Origin of the sequence: Vreelandella arcis, assembly GCF_900103865.1 — a bacterium.
GTDB classification, from domain to species: Bacteria; Pseudomonadota; Gammaproteobacteria; order Pseudomonadales; family Halomonadaceae; genus Vreelandella; species Vreelandella arcis.
This window is the reverse complement of record NZ_FNII01000011.1, coordinates 102108-120472: the sequence shown is the minus strand read 5'-3', so window position 1 is coordinate 120472 and position 18365 is coordinate 102108. Positions and strand designations below refer to the sequence as shown.

19 protein-coding genes are annotated in these 18365 nt (G+C 56.8%); 9 read left to right on the top strand and 10 right to left on the bottom strand.

Features of this window, described 5'->3' with window-relative positions:
* The 3 genes from BLR97_RS14085 to BLR97_RS14075 all read right to left on the bottom strand — a co-directional run bounded on the left by BLR97_RS14085 (position 1) and on the right by BLR97_RS14075 (position 2951).
* Positions 1-1110 carry an LBF_2804 family protein gene (locus BLR97_RS14085; RefSeq protein ID WP_089707157.1) on the bottom strand — a complete coding sequence of 370 codons (1110 nt, stop codon included), beginning with the start codon at positions 1108-1110 and terminating at the stop codon, positions 1-3.
* Positions 1111-1201: 91 nt separating this feature from the next.
* Positions 1202-2500: a Y-family DNA polymerase gene (locus BLR97_RS14080; protein ID WP_089707156.1), complete on the bottom strand. Its 1299-nt coding sequence runs from the start codon at positions 2498-2500 to the stop codon at positions 1202-1204.
* 10 nt (positions 2501-2510) lie between these two features.
* A complete protein-coding gene (locus BLR97_RS14075) occupies positions 2511-2951 on the bottom strand; it encodes a LexA family protein (protein ID WP_089707155.1) in 441 nt (146 codons plus the stop codon).
* Positions 2952-3312: 361 nt separating this feature from the next.
* Here BLR97_RS14075 and BLR97_RS14070 point away from each other — a divergent pair, with 361 nt between their 5' ends.
* The gene (locus BLR97_RS14070) at positions 3313-4224 is read left to right on the top strand and encodes an alpha/beta fold hydrolase (protein ID WP_089707186.1); all 912 of its coding nucleotides are present in this window, start codon (positions 3313-3315) and stop codon (positions 4222-4224) included.
* Complete coding sequence (locus tag BLR97_RS14065) at positions 4221-5237, top strand: patatin-like phospholipase family protein (RefSeq protein WP_089707154.1); 1017 nt, start codon at positions 4221-4223, stop codon at positions 5235-5237. The genes BLR97_RS14070 and BLR97_RS14065 overlap by 4 nt, the downstream gene beginning before the upstream one ends.
* Here the strand turns inward: BLR97_RS14065 and BLR97_RS14060 are convergent, their stop codons facing one another.
* Positions 5238-5807 (bottom strand): Smr/MutS family protein, encoded by a 570-nt coding sequence (locus tag BLR97_RS14060; protein WP_089707153.1) that lies wholly within the window; start codon positions 5805-5807, stop codon positions 5238-5240. It abuts the gene before it with no gap.
* 163 nt (positions 5808-5970) lie between these two features.
* On the opposite strand from BLR97_RS14060, the gene prmB reads away from it, so the two are divergent.
* From prmB to BLR97_RS14025, 7 genes are all read left to right on the top strand, one after another.
* Positions 5971-6930: a 50S ribosomal protein L3 N(5)-glutamine methyltransferase gene (gene prmB, locus BLR97_RS14055; protein WP_089707152.1), complete on the top strand. Its 960-nt coding sequence runs from the start codon at positions 5971-5973 to the stop codon at positions 6928-6930.
* A 13-nt stretch (positions 6931-6943) separates the two neighbouring features.
* The gene (gene aroC / locus BLR97_RS14050; RefSeq protein ID WP_089707151.1) at positions 6944-8035 is read left to right on the top strand and encodes a chorismate synthase; all 1092 of its coding nucleotides are present in this window, start codon (positions 6944-6946) and stop codon (positions 8033-8035) included.
* A gap of 60 nt (positions 8036-8095) precedes the next feature.
* Positions 8096-8512 (top strand): hypothetical protein, encoded by a 417-nt coding sequence (locus tag BLR97_RS14045; RefSeq protein WP_089707150.1) that lies wholly within the window; start codon positions 8096-8098, stop codon positions 8510-8512.
* 157 nt (positions 8513-8669) lie between these two features.
* Positions 8670-9089 (top strand): phasin family protein, encoded by a 420-nt coding sequence (locus BLR97_RS14040; protein WP_089707149.1) that lies wholly within the window; start codon positions 8670-8672, stop codon positions 9087-9089.
* A 111-nt stretch (positions 9090-9200) separates the two neighbouring features.
* Entirely contained in the window at positions 9201-11048 is a 1848-nt protein-coding gene (phaC, locus tag BLR97_RS14035) for a class I poly(R)-hydroxyalkanoic acid synthase (RefSeq protein WP_089707148.1), read from the top strand.
* Between the two features lie 146 nt (positions 11049-11194).
* Positions 11195-11647 carry a copper chaperone PCu(A)C gene (locus BLR97_RS14030; protein ID WP_089707147.1) on the top strand — a complete coding sequence of 151 codons (453 nt, stop codon included), beginning with the start codon at positions 11195-11197 and terminating at the stop codon, positions 11645-11647.
* A 25-nt stretch (positions 11648-11672) separates the two neighbouring features.
* Entirely contained in the window at positions 11673-12251 is a 579-nt protein-coding gene (locus tag BLR97_RS14025) for an SCO family protein (RefSeq protein WP_089707146.1), read from the top strand.
* 1 nt (position 12252) lies between these two features.
* On the opposite strand, the gene BLR97_RS14020 is transcribed toward BLR97_RS14025, so the two are convergent.
* From BLR97_RS14020 to miaB, 6 genes are all read right to left on the bottom strand, one after another.
* On the bottom strand, positions 12253-12678 hold the full coding sequence (locus BLR97_RS14020; protein ID WP_244511315.1) for a hypothetical protein: 426 nt from the start codon (positions 12676-12678) through the stop codon (positions 12253-12255).
* A complete protein-coding gene (lnt, locus tag BLR97_RS14015; RefSeq protein WP_089707145.1) occupies positions 12653-14116 on the bottom strand; it encodes an apolipoprotein N-acyltransferase in 1464 nt (487 codons plus the stop codon). The genes BLR97_RS14020 and lnt overlap by 26 nt, the downstream gene beginning before the upstream one ends.
* Before the next feature lie 49 nt (positions 14117-14165).
* Positions 14166-15053, bottom strand: a complete 888-nt coding sequence (locus tag BLR97_RS14010; RefSeq protein ID WP_089707144.1) for an HlyC/CorC family transporter — start codon at positions 15051-15053, stop codon at positions 14166-14168.
* Between the two features lie 94 nt (positions 15054-15147).
* Complete coding sequence (ybeY, locus tag BLR97_RS14005; RefSeq protein ID WP_089707143.1) at positions 15148-15609, bottom strand: rRNA maturation RNase YbeY; 462 nt, start codon at positions 15607-15609, stop codon at positions 15148-15150.
* The gene (locus BLR97_RS14000; protein ID WP_089707142.1) at positions 15606-16685 is read right to left on the bottom strand and encodes a PhoH family protein; all 1080 of its coding nucleotides are present in this window, start codon (positions 16683-16685) and stop codon (positions 15606-15608) included. The genes ybeY and BLR97_RS14000 overlap by 4 nt, the downstream gene beginning before the upstream one ends.
* Before the next feature lie 86 nt (positions 16686-16771).
* A complete protein-coding gene (gene miaB, locus BLR97_RS13995) occupies positions 16772-18115 on the bottom strand; it encodes a tRNA (N6-isopentenyl adenosine(37)-C2)-methylthiotransferase MiaB (RefSeq protein WP_089707141.1) in 1344 nt (447 codons plus the stop codon).
* Positions 18116-18365: the final 250 nt, after the last annotated feature.

The following is an 18365-nucleotide window of genomic DNA, read 5'->3' as shown; positions in this document are numbered from 1 at the left end:
CTACAGCGCCTGTCCTGATAACAAACGCTGCTGCTGGGCTTTCATGTCATCATGTCGCAGCGGCGTTTGGCAGGTCGCAAACACCTCCTTTAAAAACTGCTTACGCGAACCACGATAGGTGCCGCTAAGCAGCGCCGCTTGGGTGAGAGCACTGAGCAGAGTGTCTCGCGATGGGCCAGTAAGCTGCGCATAGTTCTGAAGGGTGGTTGGCCAATCAACCTCTAGGGTTTGCGGTTTATCCGCCAGGCTATCCAGCAAACGGGCCAGTAGCAGTACTAAGTTGGGGTGAGGGTATTGGTTGCGCATGATGAGTTCACCGGCGCCCTGTGCCACCAGCAGGCGGATGTGTTCGTCGCTGTCGGCAAGTGTTCCCATTAAGTGTGCCACCAGCGCTGGCCCGCGCGCCTGCAAGTAGGCGTGCTGCGTGATACGCGCAGCAATCCAGGCGTTCCACACGGCGTATAACGGGCCTGTTAATACGGGAAGTAAACCGCGCAGTGTGAGGCGACCCAGTAAGCGACGCAGCAGCAAACGTAGTATGAAGCTGCTCAAACTGATTTTTAAGCGATAGAGCAGTGCCCTAAAAATTAGTTTCCCGCCATGTAGGTAGGCGTGTGGATCAATGCCATAAATCAGGCTGCCGGGGCTTGGGTACTCCAAAGCCACTCGCGAAACACCGTGTACGGTGAGCTGAATATCGGGCTCCAACGGCTCCGTTTGACTGTAACGTAACCCGGCTAAGCGTGATACGTTAGCTACGCCCCGCAGCGCATTCCAGTATAAGAAACCAATTTCCAGCACGGTCACTACTCCTGCAACGGCCAAATAGCCAGCCCAGTAGGGAAGCTGTTCCCTTAAGCTCATGGCTTCCCAGTCGTCAACCGCAAATGCGCGCATCCACCACTCGGCGCCGCCAATTAGCGTACCGGAAATCATACCGGCCACCGCTGCCCAGGCGATTATCCATCGCCGGGCGTGCTTCACGGCCTGTGGGTCGGGAGCGTCAAGTGCCGGGTGGCGGCGCAAGTAGCCTTGTATATAGCGGTTAGCCCAACGTTGGGCTCGGCCAGGCGCTGGTGCATACTCTTTATCTGGGCGAGTGAGGGACATGAAGACAGCGTTTCCTACGCAATTTACGTCTTAGGGTTGTACGAAAACCCGGCGAGCGCAGGTAGTTTTCGTACAAAGCCTAGAGTAGCGGTTAGGTTCGCGAAGTACACGCAGCAATAGCGCCGGGATGAGTGCCTGCCTTCATTAACTCATCCCAGCGCGTGGTATAGCGATTGGAGCGGTGAGCGCAGCGAAGCTGCCAAGGGGCGTCGTTATCGGTCATCCCAAAACGAATCGTGCCTTGCCCCATGCGCTGGTTAATATCGTCCACCGTGGCCATTAACAACGGATGGTGGTGGGCTGGGGCGTTCAGCAGGGAAAGCTGGTGCTGTTCAGCGTCCACCAAATCCAACAGCATCACGCCAGCTTTCATAAACCGGTAGCGAGGGCGATAAATTTGCTCAAGCCCCTGGCGTACGGCGTCAAGGATCACTCGGGTGTCGTCGCTAGGTGAGGGCAGGGGGATTAGTGCCTGCGGAAAATACTGCGGCTGGTCACGGCGGTGGCGATTGGTATTTAAGAACAGCATCACCGCCCGAGTAAGGCTGTGCTGCTGGCGTAGCTTTTCGGCACTGCGCTGGGCATGGCGTCGCAGCGCATCGTGTACCTCGGCTTTCACTCCGGTAGACTGGCCAAACGAGCGCGAGGTCATGATGCGCTGGCGTGGCTGGTCGAGGGCGTTCATGTGCAGGCAAGGCGTGCCGCGTAGCTCAAGTGCCGTGCGCGCCAGCACTACCGAGAAGCGCTTGCGTAGCTGCTTGATATCGCTTTCGTGCAGATCCCATGCGGTATGAATCCCGCCAATGGCGAGCCGTTCGGCAAGTCGCTTGCCCACACCCCAAACCTCGCTGACCGGCGTTTGCGCAAGTAACGAAGCGGTTAACGCATCCTGCCCGTTAAGCAGACAAACACCCTGATACTGCGGCTGTTTTTTGGCGGCGTGGTTGGCGAGCTTCGCCAGCGTATGCGTTGTTGCCAGCCCAATGCACACCGGTAACCCCAGGCCCCGGTGAATACGGCGGCGCAAGCTTTCGCCTAAGGTTTGACACTGACGATCGCTCAGCCCATCCAGGTAGATGAACATTTCATCGATGGAGTAGGGGGCGATATCCGGGCAAGCATCGCGCAACAATTGGGCCAGCCGCCCTGACATATCGCCGTACAGCTCATAGTTAGACGACAGCAGGTGTATTTCGCCGCGCTGGCGCAGCGTTTCAAGCTTAAACGCGGGGGTGCCCATGGGGATATCCAGCGCTTTCATTTCCGCTGAGCGGGCGATGACGCAGCCGTCGTTGTTGGACATTACCCCTACGGCTTTGCTTTCTAGGTGAGGCTGAAAAATGCGCTCGCAGCTAACGTAAAAGTTGTTGGCGTCGACTAGGCCGATCATGGCATATGCATCATCGTAGGTACTCGTGAATAACGGCACGTACAACGCCCCACACCTGACAGTCGGCGTCTTCTAGAGGGAGCGGTGGATAGCCAGGATGGGCCGAACATAGATGAGGGATGCCGTGATGCAACGCATAGCGTTTGATCAGCACTTCTTCGTCGAGCATCGCCACCAGGATATGTCCCAAACGTGGCGAAATGCTGCGATCAACGACCAACAAATCGCCGTCAAAAATTCCCCAGCCTTCCATGCTGTCGCCGGTGGCGGATAGATAAAACGTCTGCGAGGGGTTTTTGATCAGGCGCACATTTAAATCCAGCGTGCGCGGCTCGTAATCCTGGGCGGGTGAGGGAAAACCGCTAAACCCAGCGCGGCCATGTAACGGTGGGAAAGGCAGCGGCTGAGAGGTTAACGGCAAGGCTGGCGCGACAGGCAATTGGGACGTCATTGTCGGCATTCTCACTGTTTATGTGTATTTATATACAGTATTTAGCCGCGAGGATAAAATTGCAAGGGATGCCCGTGAGCGGACGAGGCCAGGGAGCTAATGTGAAGGATTGTCGCGAAAGGCTATCGTGCCAGCCAAAGGCCCACCACGATGGCGCTGGTAACGGCGATAAAAAAGACCCAATTGCGCGTACGGGTATCACGGTGGGGTTTCATAAAAGCCTCATCGAAAGAAAAAGTGAACGTCGGCGGGTACAGGCAATTTTGTACAGTGCCTTGCGCTTAGCATGGTAACGTTTGTGATTTATGCCGTCATCTTGTCGCCCTCAAAGGCGGCCAGACTGTTTTAGGATATGTTGATTATGCCTCACCCCGCGACAACGGCTTATCCCGACCCGCTTTCCCTCGCTCAAGGACGCCTGGCCGCCCTAAGCTGGGGGCGTGTCGATGCGCCCATATGGCTGGCGTTGCACGGCTGGCTGGATAATGCGGCGAGCTTCACTCGCCTGGCGCCTCTGCTGGTGGAAACGTTAGATATTCGCATTGTGGCGATTGATTTTCGCGGCCACGGCCACTCAGCGCACGCCCCAGCGGGCAATGACTACGCGCTGTGGGACTACTGCCATGATGTGCTGGATGCCATGGAGGATCTGGATATTGAGCGGGCGTCGTTGCTCGCCCATTCCATGGGCGCGGCGGTGACGTGCCTATTAGCTGCCGCCTTACCCGACCGTATTGAGCGGTTGATGTTATTGGATGGCTTGGGGGCCCTAAATACACCCGCTGACGATACGTCCAGCCAACTCAGAAAAGGGCTGATGGCGCATCGGCGACCGCTGTCTCAAACCCCGCGTTATCCCGATTTAGCCACTGCGGTGGCGGCGCGTGTGGCGGGCGGCGTTACCCCGCTGGATACAGCCACGGCGACCCCGTTGGTGGAACGCAATGCCGACGTAACAGCCGACGGTCATGTGCAAATGCGCACCGACAGCCGATTGTTAAAGCCATCGCTAGTGCGCTTTACGCCCTCTCAAGTGTTGGCGCTACTGGCGGACATTCAAGCGCCGGTGCTATTGATAGAAGGTGAGCAAGGCATTTTAGGCGAGCGAACCTGGGCGGAAAAAGCCCGCCAAGCGGTACCGCGTTTAACTCGCCATGTACTGGCTGGCGGCCATCACCTGCATCTTGAGCCCGAGGCCGTGGCGCGGGTTGCCCAGGTGATCACGGCGCATGAGCTCGCAACGCCTGAATCAGTAGAAGGACGTGCGCGATGAACGAACTGACAAACGCCAATGGGCAGAGCGGCAATAAGGTGGCGCTAGTGCTGGGCAGTGGCGGGGCTCGGGGCTATGCGCATATCGGCGTGATCGAAGCGCTCGAGGCGCGGGGCTTCGAGATTATTTCCATCGCCGGGTGTTCCATGGGCGCGCTGATCGGCGGGATTTACGCGTCGGGTAAGCTGCCGGAATACCGCGAGTGGGTGTGTAACCTCGACTACCTGGATGTGCTCAAACTGGTCGATGTGACCTGGAGCCCGATGGGCGCCATGCGCGCCAGCAAAGTCATGAGCAAGCTGGAGGGGCTGGTCGGCGACATGCTGATCGAAGACCTGCCGATTCCGGTGACCACTGTGGCCACCGACCTGGTTCGTCAGCGCGAGGTATGGTTTCAAAATGGCCCGCTGCTGCGCGCGATTCGCGCCTCGATCGCGGTGCCCGGTGTAATTACTCCCGTGCATGTCGGCGATCAGGTGTTAGTCGACGGCGGCTTGCTGAATCCATTGCCCATCATGCCGACACTGGCCGCCCATGAAGCGGATTTTGTCGTGGCGGTAAACGTAACCGCGCATAGCCCTCAGCCGATTAGCCTGGAATCGTTGTTGCCCGATGAGCCGGAGAATGATAGCCGCACTGCGCTTGAGCTTGAACGCGATGAAAACATTGGCGGCTGGATGGACGATGTGCGCGAGGCGACGAAGCGGCTATGGGATGGGCTGGGTAGCAGCGAAGAACAAGGGAGTAGCGACGAAACGTCGGAAATGCGCGGCAAGCGCGAATGGGGCAAGCTGGATATGATTCTTGAATCGTTTGATATCACCCAAGCGGCGCTGGCCAAGTATAAAATTGCTGGTTACCCGCCGGATGTGTTGATCGAAATACCTAAAACGGTGTGCAGTGCCTACGAATTTCACCGCGCTAAGGATCTTATTCGCCTGGGCCGTTACTTGGCTGATGAAGCCTTGGAACGCGGCATACCCGATATCGCCTCGGATGCGGCGAAGAAGTAGCTACTGCCCGCGCTTGCGCAGCAGGATGTACACTGCGCCGGTGCCGCCGTCGAGCTCGGCGGCGGAACAAAACGCCAGCACGCCGGGCCATTCTCGCAACCAGGCATTGGTGTGGCTTTTGAGAACGGGAAAATCGGCGCTGGTGCCCCAGGCTTTGCCATGAACCACCAGCACGCAGCGAAGCCCCTGGGCGGCCGTATCGCGTAAAAAGCTTTCCAGTTCGACGCGGGCCTCTTCCAGGGTATAGCCGTGCAGGTCGAGGCCTGCCTGCCACGCCGTTTGGCCACGCTTCAACTGACTGAAGGTGCGCCAAGGTAAGTCCGGGACGCTGAACTCCAAATACTCGGAAGGGCGCACGGCCTCAACACGGCCATCGGAGGTGCGCCCGCTGGTAGCGAGCGTACTGCTTTCCACCGCCGCTTGCCGCCGCGCTTGCTGGGCATCGTCGTTGCGTTTGGGTTTGCCAGGGTCGGCTTGGTTGGTGGCAATACGCCGCACGCCCGCCGCCTTCAGCGCTTGGCGAAAAGCACTGATATCGTCGTCATCGGGCAGGTAACGGTGTCGTGTCATGACAGGCTCAAATGGCAAATAGGCAAAGTTGTGGCAAGCGCACAGTATAGCGGGCTGAGCGTTGCTGTGAACCGGGCGGCGTCAAAGGTACAATCTTTTCTTTCGCCATACCATGCCAGTCTATTTTTAGGGGCATGGGCACCTCAGTTGACCAGGAGCCGATGTGACCACACATCTCAACGCCGAGACTTCTCACTCCTCTCTCTCCCTGCCGGATACCGCGCTGGTGAGCGAGCTCTTAACCTTACGCGACTACCTGCGCTGGGTGTCCAGCGAGTTTTATTTGGCGGGACTGTATTACGGCCATGGAACCGAGTCGGCATGGGATGAAGCCGTTGCGCTTTGCTTAGGGGCGCTGCACTTACCCTGGAATGTCGACCCAGGGGTTCAGGATGCACGGTTATTGCCCATGGAGCGCGAGCGCATTGTGGCGCTCACCCGCGAGCGGATCACCACCCGCCGCCCGCTGCCTTACTTACTGGGAGAAGCCTTTTTTGCCGGCTATCCGTTTAACGTTGACGAACGCGTACTGATTCCGCGCTCGCCAATGGCGGAGCTCATCGAAGATGGCTTTGCCGCTTGGTTTCCGGAAGAGCCGCCAACAAGGGTGTTGGATTTATGCAGCGGTTCGGGCTGTATCGGCATTGCCACCGCGCTGTATTTGCCCACCTGCGAAGTTTTCCTGGCCGATATCAGCCAGGAGGCCCTGTCAGTGGCTCGTCAAAACATCTCGCGTCACGATGTGGGGGAGCGCGTTCGCGCCATGGAAGCCGATGTGTTCGATGGGCTGGAGGGCCAGCGCTTTGATGTGATCGTCTCCAATCCGCCTTACGTGGATGCCCGAGATTTAGCCACCATGCCTGCCGAGTTCCGCCACGAACCGTCACTGGCGCTGGGGGCGGGTAGCGATGGCCTGGACATCGTGCGGCGCATTCTACGCGAGGCGCGTGAGCACCTGACCGACGAGGGGTGGCTGATTGTAGAAGTCGGCAACTCTGACCGCCACTTAGAGGCCGCCTTTCCCGAGGTACCCTTTATGTGGCTTGAATTCGAGCGTGGTGGCCAAGGCGTGTTTGTCTTGAGCGCCGCTGAACTCGACGCCCATGCGGCGTCTTTTGCGTGAGGAATTAACGCCCATGTCTGGTAATACATTTGGCAAACTGTTTAGCGTAACGACCTTTGGGGAGAGCCATGGCCCGGCGCTGGGGGCCATTGTCGATGGCTGCCCACCGGGGCTGCCGCTGTGCGAAGCGGATTTGCAGCGCGACCTGGATCGTCGTCGTCCGGGTAGTTCCCGGCATACCACCCAGCGCCAAGAGCCCGACCAAGTCAAAATCTTGTCGGGCGTGTTCGAAGGCAAGACCACCGGCACGTCGATTGGCCTGTTGATCGAGAATACCGATCAGCGCTCGAAAGACTATTCAAAAATCAAAGATCAATTTCGTCCTGCCCACGCCGACTACACCTACCATCATAAATATGGTCATCGTGACTACCGGGGTGGGGGGCGTTCAAGCGCGCGAGAAACCGCGGTGCGCGTTGCCGCCGGGGCCATCGCTAAACAGTATTTGGCCACCCACGGGGTGCAGATTCGTGGTTATATGAGTCAGCTCGGCCCGATCAAAATTGACTTCAGCACCTGGGAGGCCGTAGGCCAAAACGCATTTTTCTGCCCCGACCCCGCCAAGGTGCCTGAATTGGAAGCCTATATGGATCAGTTGCGCCGTGATCAGGACTCGGTAGGTGCGGAAATTACCGTGGTGGCTGACGGCGTACCGGTGGGGCTTGGCGAACCCGTGTTTGATCGCCTAGATGCTGATCTGGCGCATGGTTTGATGAGTATTAATGCGGTAAAAGGGGTTGAGATCGGGGCGGGGTTTGACTGTATTGCCCAGCGCGGCAGCGAGCACCGCGACGAGATGACCCCTGAGGGTTTTTTATCCAATCACGCCGGTGGCGTATTGGGTGGCATCTCCAGCGGTCAACCCATCGTGGCGCGTCTGGCGCTTAAGCCGACTTCCAGCATTACCACGCCGGGGCGTTCGATTGACGTGCACGGCCAGGCGGTTGAGGTGGTGACAAAAGGGCGTCATGACCCTTGCGTGGGTATTCGCGCAACGCCTATCGCCGAAGCCATGATGGCGATAACACTGCTCGACCACTGGTTACGCCAGCGTGGACAAAACGGTGCGGTAAGCGTTGATACGCCGAGATTATCTCAATGTTAACGTCACGGTGTAGTTCGCATAACACTGCTACACTCAAGACAGTTGGTTGAGGAGTTGCCTATGAAGATTAACGTTGAGTTTGATCTCACCCCGGATGAGTTTCGCCAAGCACTGGGGCTGCCGGACGTAGAAGCGTTCCAGCAAAGCTTGCTTGAGAACATTCAGCGGCAAATGGAGTCCGGTGTTGAAGGGTATGACCCCATGAGCCTGATGCGCCCCTTCGTGCAGCAGCCGATGATGCAACAAGGGCTTTCACAGGGGTTAGCCAACTTCGGTACCTATCAACAAATGATGTTGGACATGCTCAAGCAAGCGGGCAATGCCAGCAGCGACGCCCCACAAGAGGAAAAGGCGAAAAGTAGCAGCAGCACGTCAAGTGCCGCTTCAAGAAGTACGTCAAGCGACAAGAGCGACAAGAGCGCTAATGCAAACGCATCGGCCTCTTCCCGCTCCAGGGCAAAGCGGAAAGCGGAGTAATGCGGCGAAGGGTGACACGACTAAAGCGGTAGAGTCGTTACCATCAGCGTTGTTGCAAAGCACCCTGTCAATAATTACTCTTTTTGCAGTGCAGCAATTTGCGATTACGTGAGCCATTCAAGGCTCATACCAAGGAACGAAAAGAGGAACAGACACCATGCAAGATAAAATGATGGACGCCTTTAACGCCCAAACCCGTCAGATGTTTGAGCCCATGCGTAAAATGAACTCGCTCATGCTCAACAACATGGAAAAAATGACCCAATACCAGCTGGAAGCGATGAAGCGCTACAGTCAAATGGGCACCGAGCGCATGCGCAGTGCGACCGAAATTGAAGATGCCGAAGGCCTGAAGGATTTCGGCGCGCAACAAGCCGCTATGATGAACGAGCTTTCTCAGCAAATGCAGGAAGACGCTCGCGTTATGAGTGAGATGAGCTTAGAGTTCAAATCGGAAATGGAAAAACTGTTCGGCGAAGCGGGTAAGCAAATGGCTGACCAAGCCAATGCCACCGCGAAGGGTGAGAAGAGTGAACAGCCCGCGAAAGCGAGCAGTCAGTCGTCGCGTAAAAGCTAACCTCCCTTAGATCGCGGCGCCTGTTGGCGCCGCGCCTCGTTTAAGCCTTTGATTACCTGCCATCACAACGGATCGCGTGAGAAATCGACGCGCCGTTAGAGGAGAGCGAAGATGTCAGCAGAGTGGGAATTACCGCCCCATGGCCTTTCTCAAGAGGAGCTGGAAGCGTGGAACGCTCAGCTAAAAGATATTGGTGAAGAGTATCAGGGCCTCATGCAAGACCTGCTCTCGCGCATTGCCCCTAGCGAAGCGGCAGATTCCGTTTATAGTGACATGCGGGAAAGCTTCGAGGCCGGAGCGCAGGCGCTGATGCAGAACCCAACGCTTCTTTGGCAGACTCAGTCACGCCTGCTGCAGGATCAGTGGCTCCTGTGGCAGCAGGGCATGCGGGCGATGGCCGGAGAACAGGTATCCCCTCTGGTCACGCCCGAAAAAGGTGACCGCCGGTTTAAAGACGCTGCCTGGACCCAAGAACCTCATTACATGGCCATCATGCAGCAATATCTGCTGTTCTCGCAGATGGTGGATGAACTGGTGGACAGTCTTAGCGGGCTGGATGAAACCCATCAACGCAACTTGGCATTTTATGCCCGCCAGGTGGTTAACGCGATGTCGCCCACCAACTTTGTATCGACGAACCCGGAAGTCATGCGTCGCACGCTGGAAACCAAAGGTCAAAACCTAGTCGACGGCCTAGAGCGCTTGCGCGAAGATCTGGCCAATTCAGCTGAGGGCATCAATGTCCGCATGACCGATCGTAGCGCTTTTGGCGTGGGTGAAAACATCGCCGTTACGCCTGGCGCTGTGGTATATGAAAATGAGCTGATGCAGCTGATCCAGTACACCCCTACCACTGAAAAGACCTATAAAACGCCGCTGCTGGTCGTACCGCCGTGGATCAACAAGTATTACGTGCTTGATCTACGCGAAGACAACTCGATGATGAAATGGTTGGTCGATCAAGGGCATAGCGTTTTCTTGATCTCGTGGCGCAATCCGGGGCCGGAGCAGAGCGACATCACTTGGGCCGACTACATGCAGCTGGGGCCGATCACCGCCATGGAGGCAATTGAACAGGCCTGCGGTGAGAAGTCGGTCAATATACTGAGTTACTGCGTCGGCGGTACGCTAACGGCGTCTACCGTGGCTTACCTCACCAGTACGCGACGCGGCCGCAAGGTTAAGTCGGTTACCTACATGGCAACGCTGCAAGACTTCCGCGATCCTGGCGATATCGGTGTCTTCCTCAACGAGCGGGCCGTCGACGGCATCGAAGACAGCATGCAGCAAAAAGGCTATTTGGACGGCCGGTCAATGGCGTACACCTTTAACCTGCTGCGTGAAAATGATCTGTTCTGGTCGTTTTATATTAATAATTACTTAAAAGGGGAAACTCCCGCGGCCTTCGATCTGCTGTACTGGAACACCGACGGCACCAACCTGACAGCCGGAACCCACCCTTGGTACCTGCGCCATATGTACTTGCAAAACAAGTTGGTTGAACCCGGTGGTATCGAACTTGATGGGGTGAAGATTGACCTTAGAAAAGTATCGACGCCGAGCTATTTCGTGTCGACCAAAGAAGACCATATTGCCAAGTGGAACAGCACCTATTACGGAGCTCTCTTGCCTAAGGGGTCATCGACCTTTGTGCTGGGCGGATCGGGCCATATTGCCGGTATCGTTAACCCGCCGCATAAGCAAAAGTATGGTTATTGGACGAATGATAAGTTGCCGGAAAGTCATGAGGCCTGGTTAGAGAGCGCTACCTTTAACGAAGGCTCCTGGTGGCCCCATTGGCAAGCTTGGATTACCGAGAATGGCTATGCCGATCCGGATCCGAAAAAAATGGTTGCTGCACGCAAGCCAGGCGAAGGTGATTTAACAGTGATTGAACCAGCCCCCGGGCGCTATGTAAAAACGACTATCCCCGAGGTGTTAGGAGAAATAACTGAATAGGGCACCGAGCAAGCTATCATTGGCCATGATAAAAGTCCTGCCTATCGGCGGGACTTTTTTGGTTTTGTGTGTTTTATAATAGCTAGCCGGTAAAGCGGCACTCCTCCCAGCGATATCCCAGCCTTTCCTAGAATGGAGAAAACATAATGGTGAGCAATCTACTCAATACGTTCCGGCGATTGGCGGGCGGCATGTTGGTGATGCTATTAACCGCTGGTTATGCCTATGGACAAGACGTGCAGGTCACAGATGCCCGGGTGAGCTTATTGCCCGGTGAGCAGCCGGGGGCAGGGTATTTTCAGCTCTACAATGCGGGCGACGAGGCGGTTGTTCTGGTTGGCGCCGAAAGTGATGCCTTTGAAAGCGTAGAGCTGCATGTCAGCTCGAACCAAGACGGCATGGCGCATATGCAGGCGGTTGAGCAGGTCGAGATTGCCCCAGGCGAGCGCTTCGCGTTTGCGCCCAAGGGGCATCATCTGATGCTGATCGGCCGTGAGAAAGCGCTGAAGGTAGGCGATGAAGTGGACGTGCAGCTTGAGTTCGCCGATGACCAGCGTCTATCGGTCACGTTCGATGTGGTGTCTCCAGTATCGCTTTAAGCGCCTCCCAGGCAGGATATGTGTCATGTATAAAGGTTTGTTGGTGACGCTTGCGTCACTCTGGCTAGCCGGCTGCGTCGATACCAACTGGCGCACGGCAGAAACCCACGAGATCATGCCACCGCTGGATTTCTCGCTGGTCGATGAAGACGGTCAGGCTGTAGAGGCCGAGGATTACGCCGGCAAGGTGACACTCGTCTACTTCGGCTACACCTTCTGCCCGGATGTGTGCCCGATTACGCTGGCGAGGCTGGCGGGCACCTTGAACCGGCTCGACGACGACGTGCGCGACGCTATCCAGGTGCTGTTCATTACCGTCGACCCTGCGCGGGATACCCCCGAGGTCGTCAAACGTTATACCGGCGCGTTTGGCGACGAGTTTACTGGCATTACCGGTGAACGTGCAGAGATCGACGCGCTGACCAATCGCATGCGGGTCACCTACGAGTACGAAACGCCCAACAAGCGCGGCGACTATATCGTCAACCACACCAGCGCGGTGTTTGCGTTCGATCGCGAGGGTGAGGCCCGGTTTCTGATCCGCGACAGCCATCCAATCACTGACGCCGTGGCTGACATCAACCAGCTCGTCACGGAAAGCTAGGTTACTGGCAGGCGACGGAGAGGCTGCAGCGCGACTGATAGCGCGGCGACGTGATGTCCAGAACCACGTCGTCGCTTTGCGTATCGTACATGAACGATGCGTAGCCGCGTTCCGACGAGGCGGTGCGGTACAGCCCGCAAATGGTGTAGCCGTACTGCACTTTCTGCAGCTTTGAAAGCTCGATCTCACTTGAGGCGTTAAGCTCTTGCGACAGGGCACGTTGAATATCCCCGTCGACATTGCTGTCGGACATCGCCTGCCCGCCAAAGATGGCGCCGCCCAGCAGCAACGCCAGAACCAGCGGAAGCGCGACGAGCAATAAAAAGGGACGGGATTTCAACATGGCAATACCTGTAACGGCGTTATCGACACCCGGCCGCGTATCGACCAGGGCGTCTAGTTTACCGGCGGCGAGCTCGCGGAACACCCACCAGCACCATAAGTGCGGCTAAAAACCACACCGGCCAGCTGCCCATGCGGGTAAACGGCGTTAAGCCTTCCATGACGTAAAACTCGCCTGTCAGCGAGGTGGTTTCAAACTGTGGTGCACGCTCGACGATGTGGCCTTGAGGGTCAATGATCGCGGTAATGCCGTTACTGGTCGCGCGTACCACGTAGCGACCGTTTTCCAGTGCTCGAAGCCGCGCCATTTGCAAGTGTTGGTGAGGACCAATCGAAGCGCCAAACCAGGTGTCGTTGGACAACGTCATCAACACACCGCTGTCCTTGGCGCGGCTGGCCACCAGCTGTGGGTAAATAATTTCATAGCAGATGGCATTGCCAATGCTGACTCCGGCTGCCTGCATGGGGGCTTGGTCGGCGTCTCCTTTGGCGAAGCTCGACATGGGCAGGTTAAAAAAGTCGATAGCTCCACGCAGTAGGCTTTCCAGTGGCAGGTATTCGCCAAACGGCACCAAATGCTCTTTTTGATAGCTGCCCTCGACATCGCCAATGCCGATGATACTGTTGAAATAGCGATTGTCGGCGTCGCGTTGGACAATGCCTGTCACCAACGCCGTGTCGGTGGGTAAATTGCTTTGCACCCGCTCAAGGATCGGGCGTGCCTGTGTTTCCATCATCGGCAGGGCGGTTTCCGGCCAAACAATCAGATCCACCTGGTCAGCGACATCGCGGGTTAAGTCGCTATATGTGTTCGCGGCGTTGCGTTGGCCTTCCGTGGTCCATTTTGACAGCTGCGGAAGGTTGCCCTGTAAAAGCGCGACGCGCGTCGGCGTCTCCACGGCGGTTGTCCATTGTGACGGAAGCGCCAGAGGAATTAGCCAAATGGCCGCCAGCGGTGCGAGTGTCCACCATTGGCGGCGTAGAAACTCTGCCCCGAGCCCGCCACTAAGGGCGACCAATAGCGAAAGTAGATAAACGCCGCCAATCGGTGCCCAAGCAGCCAGCGGTGAATCCACATAGCCCGAGCCGAGCAATAACCAAGGGAAACCGGTGAACAAGTACGTGCGCAGCACTTCGCCCAATACCCAGGCGCCGGCAAACGCGACGAGTGCCAGTCGTGGATGGGTAAAACGGCGGTAGAGCCAGAGGGTGCCGGCAAAAAACAGCGCGAGTACACAGACAAACAGAGCAGTGAGAAACAGCGCAAGAGGTACGCCGGTATAGCCGTAGTCGTGAATCGATACGTATACCCAGGAGGCGCCTGTGCCAAATAGCGCAACCCCATAGAACCAGCCCTTGAGGGCAGCCTGGGCGGGGGTGAGTTGATGAAGGCCTACGTACATCAAGCCCGCGGCAACCGGGCCCAACCACCAAAGCTCAAATGGTGAAGCGGTTAGCGTCGTCAAACCGCCTGCTAGCAGCGCGCCAATTAACTGTCGATACACAGCGGGGAGACTACCCATTACGAGATATCCTATCTAGCCAATGTCCTGGAAGTTGAGGGCGTAAAGATTACGTCTCTTCTTGTGCGTCGTCGCTGTCGGGACGCTGTTCCCGGTAGGCTTCGAGCAAGCGGATGCGGCGGTTGTCAGCGTTAAGCACTTCAAAGCGCCAGCCGCCAAGATGGGTGTATTCTCCGCGCTGGGGCAGATGACCAAATTGCTGCATCACCAGCCCGCCGATGGTATCGAACTCATCGTCCGAGAATTGGGTATCGAAGTGTTCGTTAAAGTCGTCAATGGTGGTGAGGGCGCGGATGGCATAGCGGCCGTTGTCTAACTCGCGGATGTCCTCTTCTTCGTCGGCGTCGTGCTCATCCTCGATGTTGCCAACGATCTGCTCAAGAATATCTTCAATGGTGATGATGCCGGCCGTGCCACCGTATTCGTCGACCACAATCGCCATGTGGTTGTGCGTGTCGCGGAATTCTTTTAACAAGCTGTTGAGACGTTTTGACTCAGGAATAAACATCGCCGAACGGACGATGTCGTCAAGCTGAAACGCATCGCGCTCTGCTTGAGTTTGCGAGAGCAGCGGCAAGAGATCCTTAACCAATAAAATCCCTTTGACGTCATCGAGGTTTTCGCCAATGACCGGGTAGCGTGAGTGCCCGGTTTCTTGGATGAGCGCTAAATACTCCTCGCTGGTCTGGTCGAGCGTGATGGCTGAGATTTGCGAGCGCGGAATGAGAATTTCGCGGACTTGCTGATCGCTAATTTCCAGCGCGCCCTCAATGATCATGATGGCGTCCTGGTCGAGCTTTAAGCGACCCGCGGCGTGGCGTAGAAATGCCAGCAACTCATCGCGTGAGCTGGGTTCGTCGTTATCGCCGGAAAGGGCACCAAAGAGTTTCTCGAGCCAGGATCGTTGATTGGCGTTGCTCGATCGGTCTTCGCTCATGCGGGTAATCTCTTGTTGACGGACACAGATGGAGTGATATGCACGAATGTTTTATCACTGACCAGGGGCGCGATACCAGTTCTGCGTAGTGACCTTAAGTCGCATAGGGGTCGGCGATGCCCAGGGCCGCGAGTAAATCACGTTCCCGTTGCTCCATCGCCTCGGCTTCTTCGTCTGCTAAGTGATCATAGCCCAGTAAATGCAAGGTGCCGTGAATCACCATATGGGCATAATGATGCTCGAGGGTTTTATGTTGTTCCTCGGCTTCCTGCGTAACCACCGCGTGACAGATCACCAAATCGCCGAGTAATGGCAGTACGATTCCCGGCGGGTTCTCAAACGGAAACGACAGCACGTTGGTGGGTTTGTCTTTGCCCCGGTAGTCACGGTTGAGCGACTGGCTTTCGCTCGGATCAACAAAGCGAATGGTCAGTTCTCGACGTGGTTCATCAGGGTGCTGGGCCAGCACATCGCTCACCCATTGGATGAGCTGCGCCTGGGAGGGTAGCCGCTGATCGTCGACCGCCACTTGGCGGTCAACTACGATGTCGCTCATCGTGGCGAGTCTCCTGACCCTTCACGGGTTTGCAAGCGGGCTTCGCGCTCTTGCTGGCGAACTTCCCGACGGGCGCGCTCTTCCACCTCCTGCTGGGATTCAAAGGCATCGTAGGCTTCAATAATGCGCTGAACCAGCGGGTGGCGTACCACGTCCTTAGCCGCAAAGTGTGTGACGCCGATACCTGGGGTGTCTTTTAATACCTCGAGCACTTGGATAAGGCCCGAGCGTTGACCCTTGGGAAGGTCGACCTGGGTGACGTCACCGGTAATCACCGCCGTAGAGCCAAAACCAATCCGCGTGAGAAACATTTTCATTTGCTCGGGCGTGGTATTTTGGCTCTCGTCCAAAATGATGTAGGCGTTGTTAAGCGTCCGACCGCGCATGTAAGCCAGCGGCGCGATTTCAATTACCTGGCGCTCAATGAGTTTGGCAACCTGCTCAAAGCCGATCATTTCGTAAAGCGCATCGTAAAGCGGGCGCAGGTACGGGTCGATTTTTTGGGCTAAATCGCCGGGCAAAAAGCCCAGCTTCTCGCCGGCTTCCACCGCTGGGCGCACCAATAAAATGCGCCGCACTTCCTGCTGGTTCAGGGCTTCCACGGCGGCCGCCACGGCGAGGTAGGTTTTGCCGGTACCCGCCGGGCCAATGCCGAAGTTGATGTCGTGTTCGCGGATGCTGGTGACGTAACGCTGTTGGTTAAGGCCGCGGGGCTTAATCATGGTGCGCGGGGTGCGCATGATGACTTCGTCGCTGTCGCCTTCGTTATCGTCTTCATCCTCCAGCGCTTCCAGGCCGGATTCTTGGAGGAATAGATGCACGGTATCGGCAGATACTTCTTCCGCTGCCGTTTCACGATAGAGGTGTTCCAGCACGTTTGCGGCGGCTTTAATACGGTTGGCCGCACCAGCCAGCTGAAAAACATTGCCTCGGTTGCGCAGTGTCACGTCTAAACGGCTTTCAATCAGCTTTAAGTGCTCGTCCTGCTGACCGCATAGACTGGCGAGGCGCTGCGGATCGTTCGGTTCAAGGCTTAGCGTAATAATGCGATTGGCCTGAGGCGATGGCTGGCTCAAGAGTGGAAAACCTGTCGGTTGATGAGTGTCTTCCTCAGCTTACTGCCCCAACGGGTGTTGGGGCAATTACCTGGGATATGTGATGCTCAATAACGCTCGGGGGAAGCTAATTCACCGCGCAGCGAGTTGGGCAGTGCTTCGGTGATATCAACGTCCACAAAATAGCCGATCAGCTCGGTGGGGTTAGCGGCGCGGAAGTTGACCACGCGGTTGTTCTCGGTGCGCCCCGATAATTGGCCGGGATCTTTCGGCGAAAAGCCGGTGACCAAAATGCGCTGGGTACTGCCCACCATACGGCGGCTGATTTGACCGGCCTGCTGGAGAATCCGCTCTTGCAGAATCGCTAGCCGCTGCTTCTTAACGCTTTCCGGGGTTTCATCCTCAAGCGCGGCGGCGGGCGTGCCAGGTCGGGCCGAATAAACAAAGCTGAACGAGTGATCGAAGCCGATGCGATGGATCAGATCCATCGTCGCTTCGAAATCCTCTTCAGTCTCACCGGGGAAGCCGATAATAAAGTCGGAAGAGAAACTGATATCCGGACGGTTGGCGCGGATACGCTCCATCTTTTCGATGTAGGCTTCTGCGGTATGGCCGCGCTTCATGGCACTCAAGATGCGGTCTGAGCCAGACTGTACCGGCAGGTGCAGGTGGCTGACCAGCTCCGGGATATCGGCGTAGGCGTCCACCAGGCTATCGGTAAACTCAACCGGGTGCGAGGTGGTGAAGCGAATGCGATCAATACCCTCAACGGCGGCGACGCAGGCGATCAGCTCGGCCAGATCGATCTCATCGCCGAGCTGGTTTTCGCCACGGTAGGCGTTGACGTTCTGGCCGAGGAGGTTGATTTCCCGCACGCCCTGGTCGGCAAGGTGAATAACTTCATCCATTACCGCCTCGAAGGGCCGCGAGACTTCCTCACCCCGGGTGTAAGGCACCACGCAGAACGTGCAGTACTTCGAACAGCCTTCCATGATCGACACAAACGCCGTGGCCCCGTCAGAGGTCGGCTTAGGCAGGTGGTCGAACTTCTCGATTTCCGGGAAGGTGACATCCACCGCGGCGATCTGGTTATCGCGGCGTGCATCCAACATGGATGGCACGCGGTGAAGGGTCTGCGGGCCGAACACCATATCGACATGGGGCGCCCGCTTGCGCAGAGCCTCACCTTCCTGGCTTGCCACACAGCCGCCCACGCCGATCACTAGGTCGGGATTGGCATCTTTGAGTTTCTTCCAGCGTCCCAACTGATGAAATACTTTCTCCTGCGCTTTCTCACGTATGGAGCAAGTGTTGAGAAGAATGACATCGGCTTCACGCTCATTATCGGTGAGTTCGAGCTGATGAGAAACGCCGAGCAGATCCGCCATGCGGGAGGAATCGTACTCGTTCATTTGGCAGCCGTGCGTTTTGATGAAGAGCTTCTTCGCCATCGGTACCTGTCATCTATGGGTCGTCAAAAGGACGAGGGATGAATGTAGGAGCGTCGTTGCGCCTAGGCGCTATTGATTGGCAGCATTATACGGACACAACCAACAGGCGGCTAGCACTGACGAGGAATCGATGCTTGACCGTTAAGTTTCTATCAGTATACTACGCACCGTGTTTGAGCAGTTCCCCGATAGCTCAGTTGGTAGAGCAAATGACTGTTAATCATTGGGTCGCAGGTTCGAGTCCTGCTCG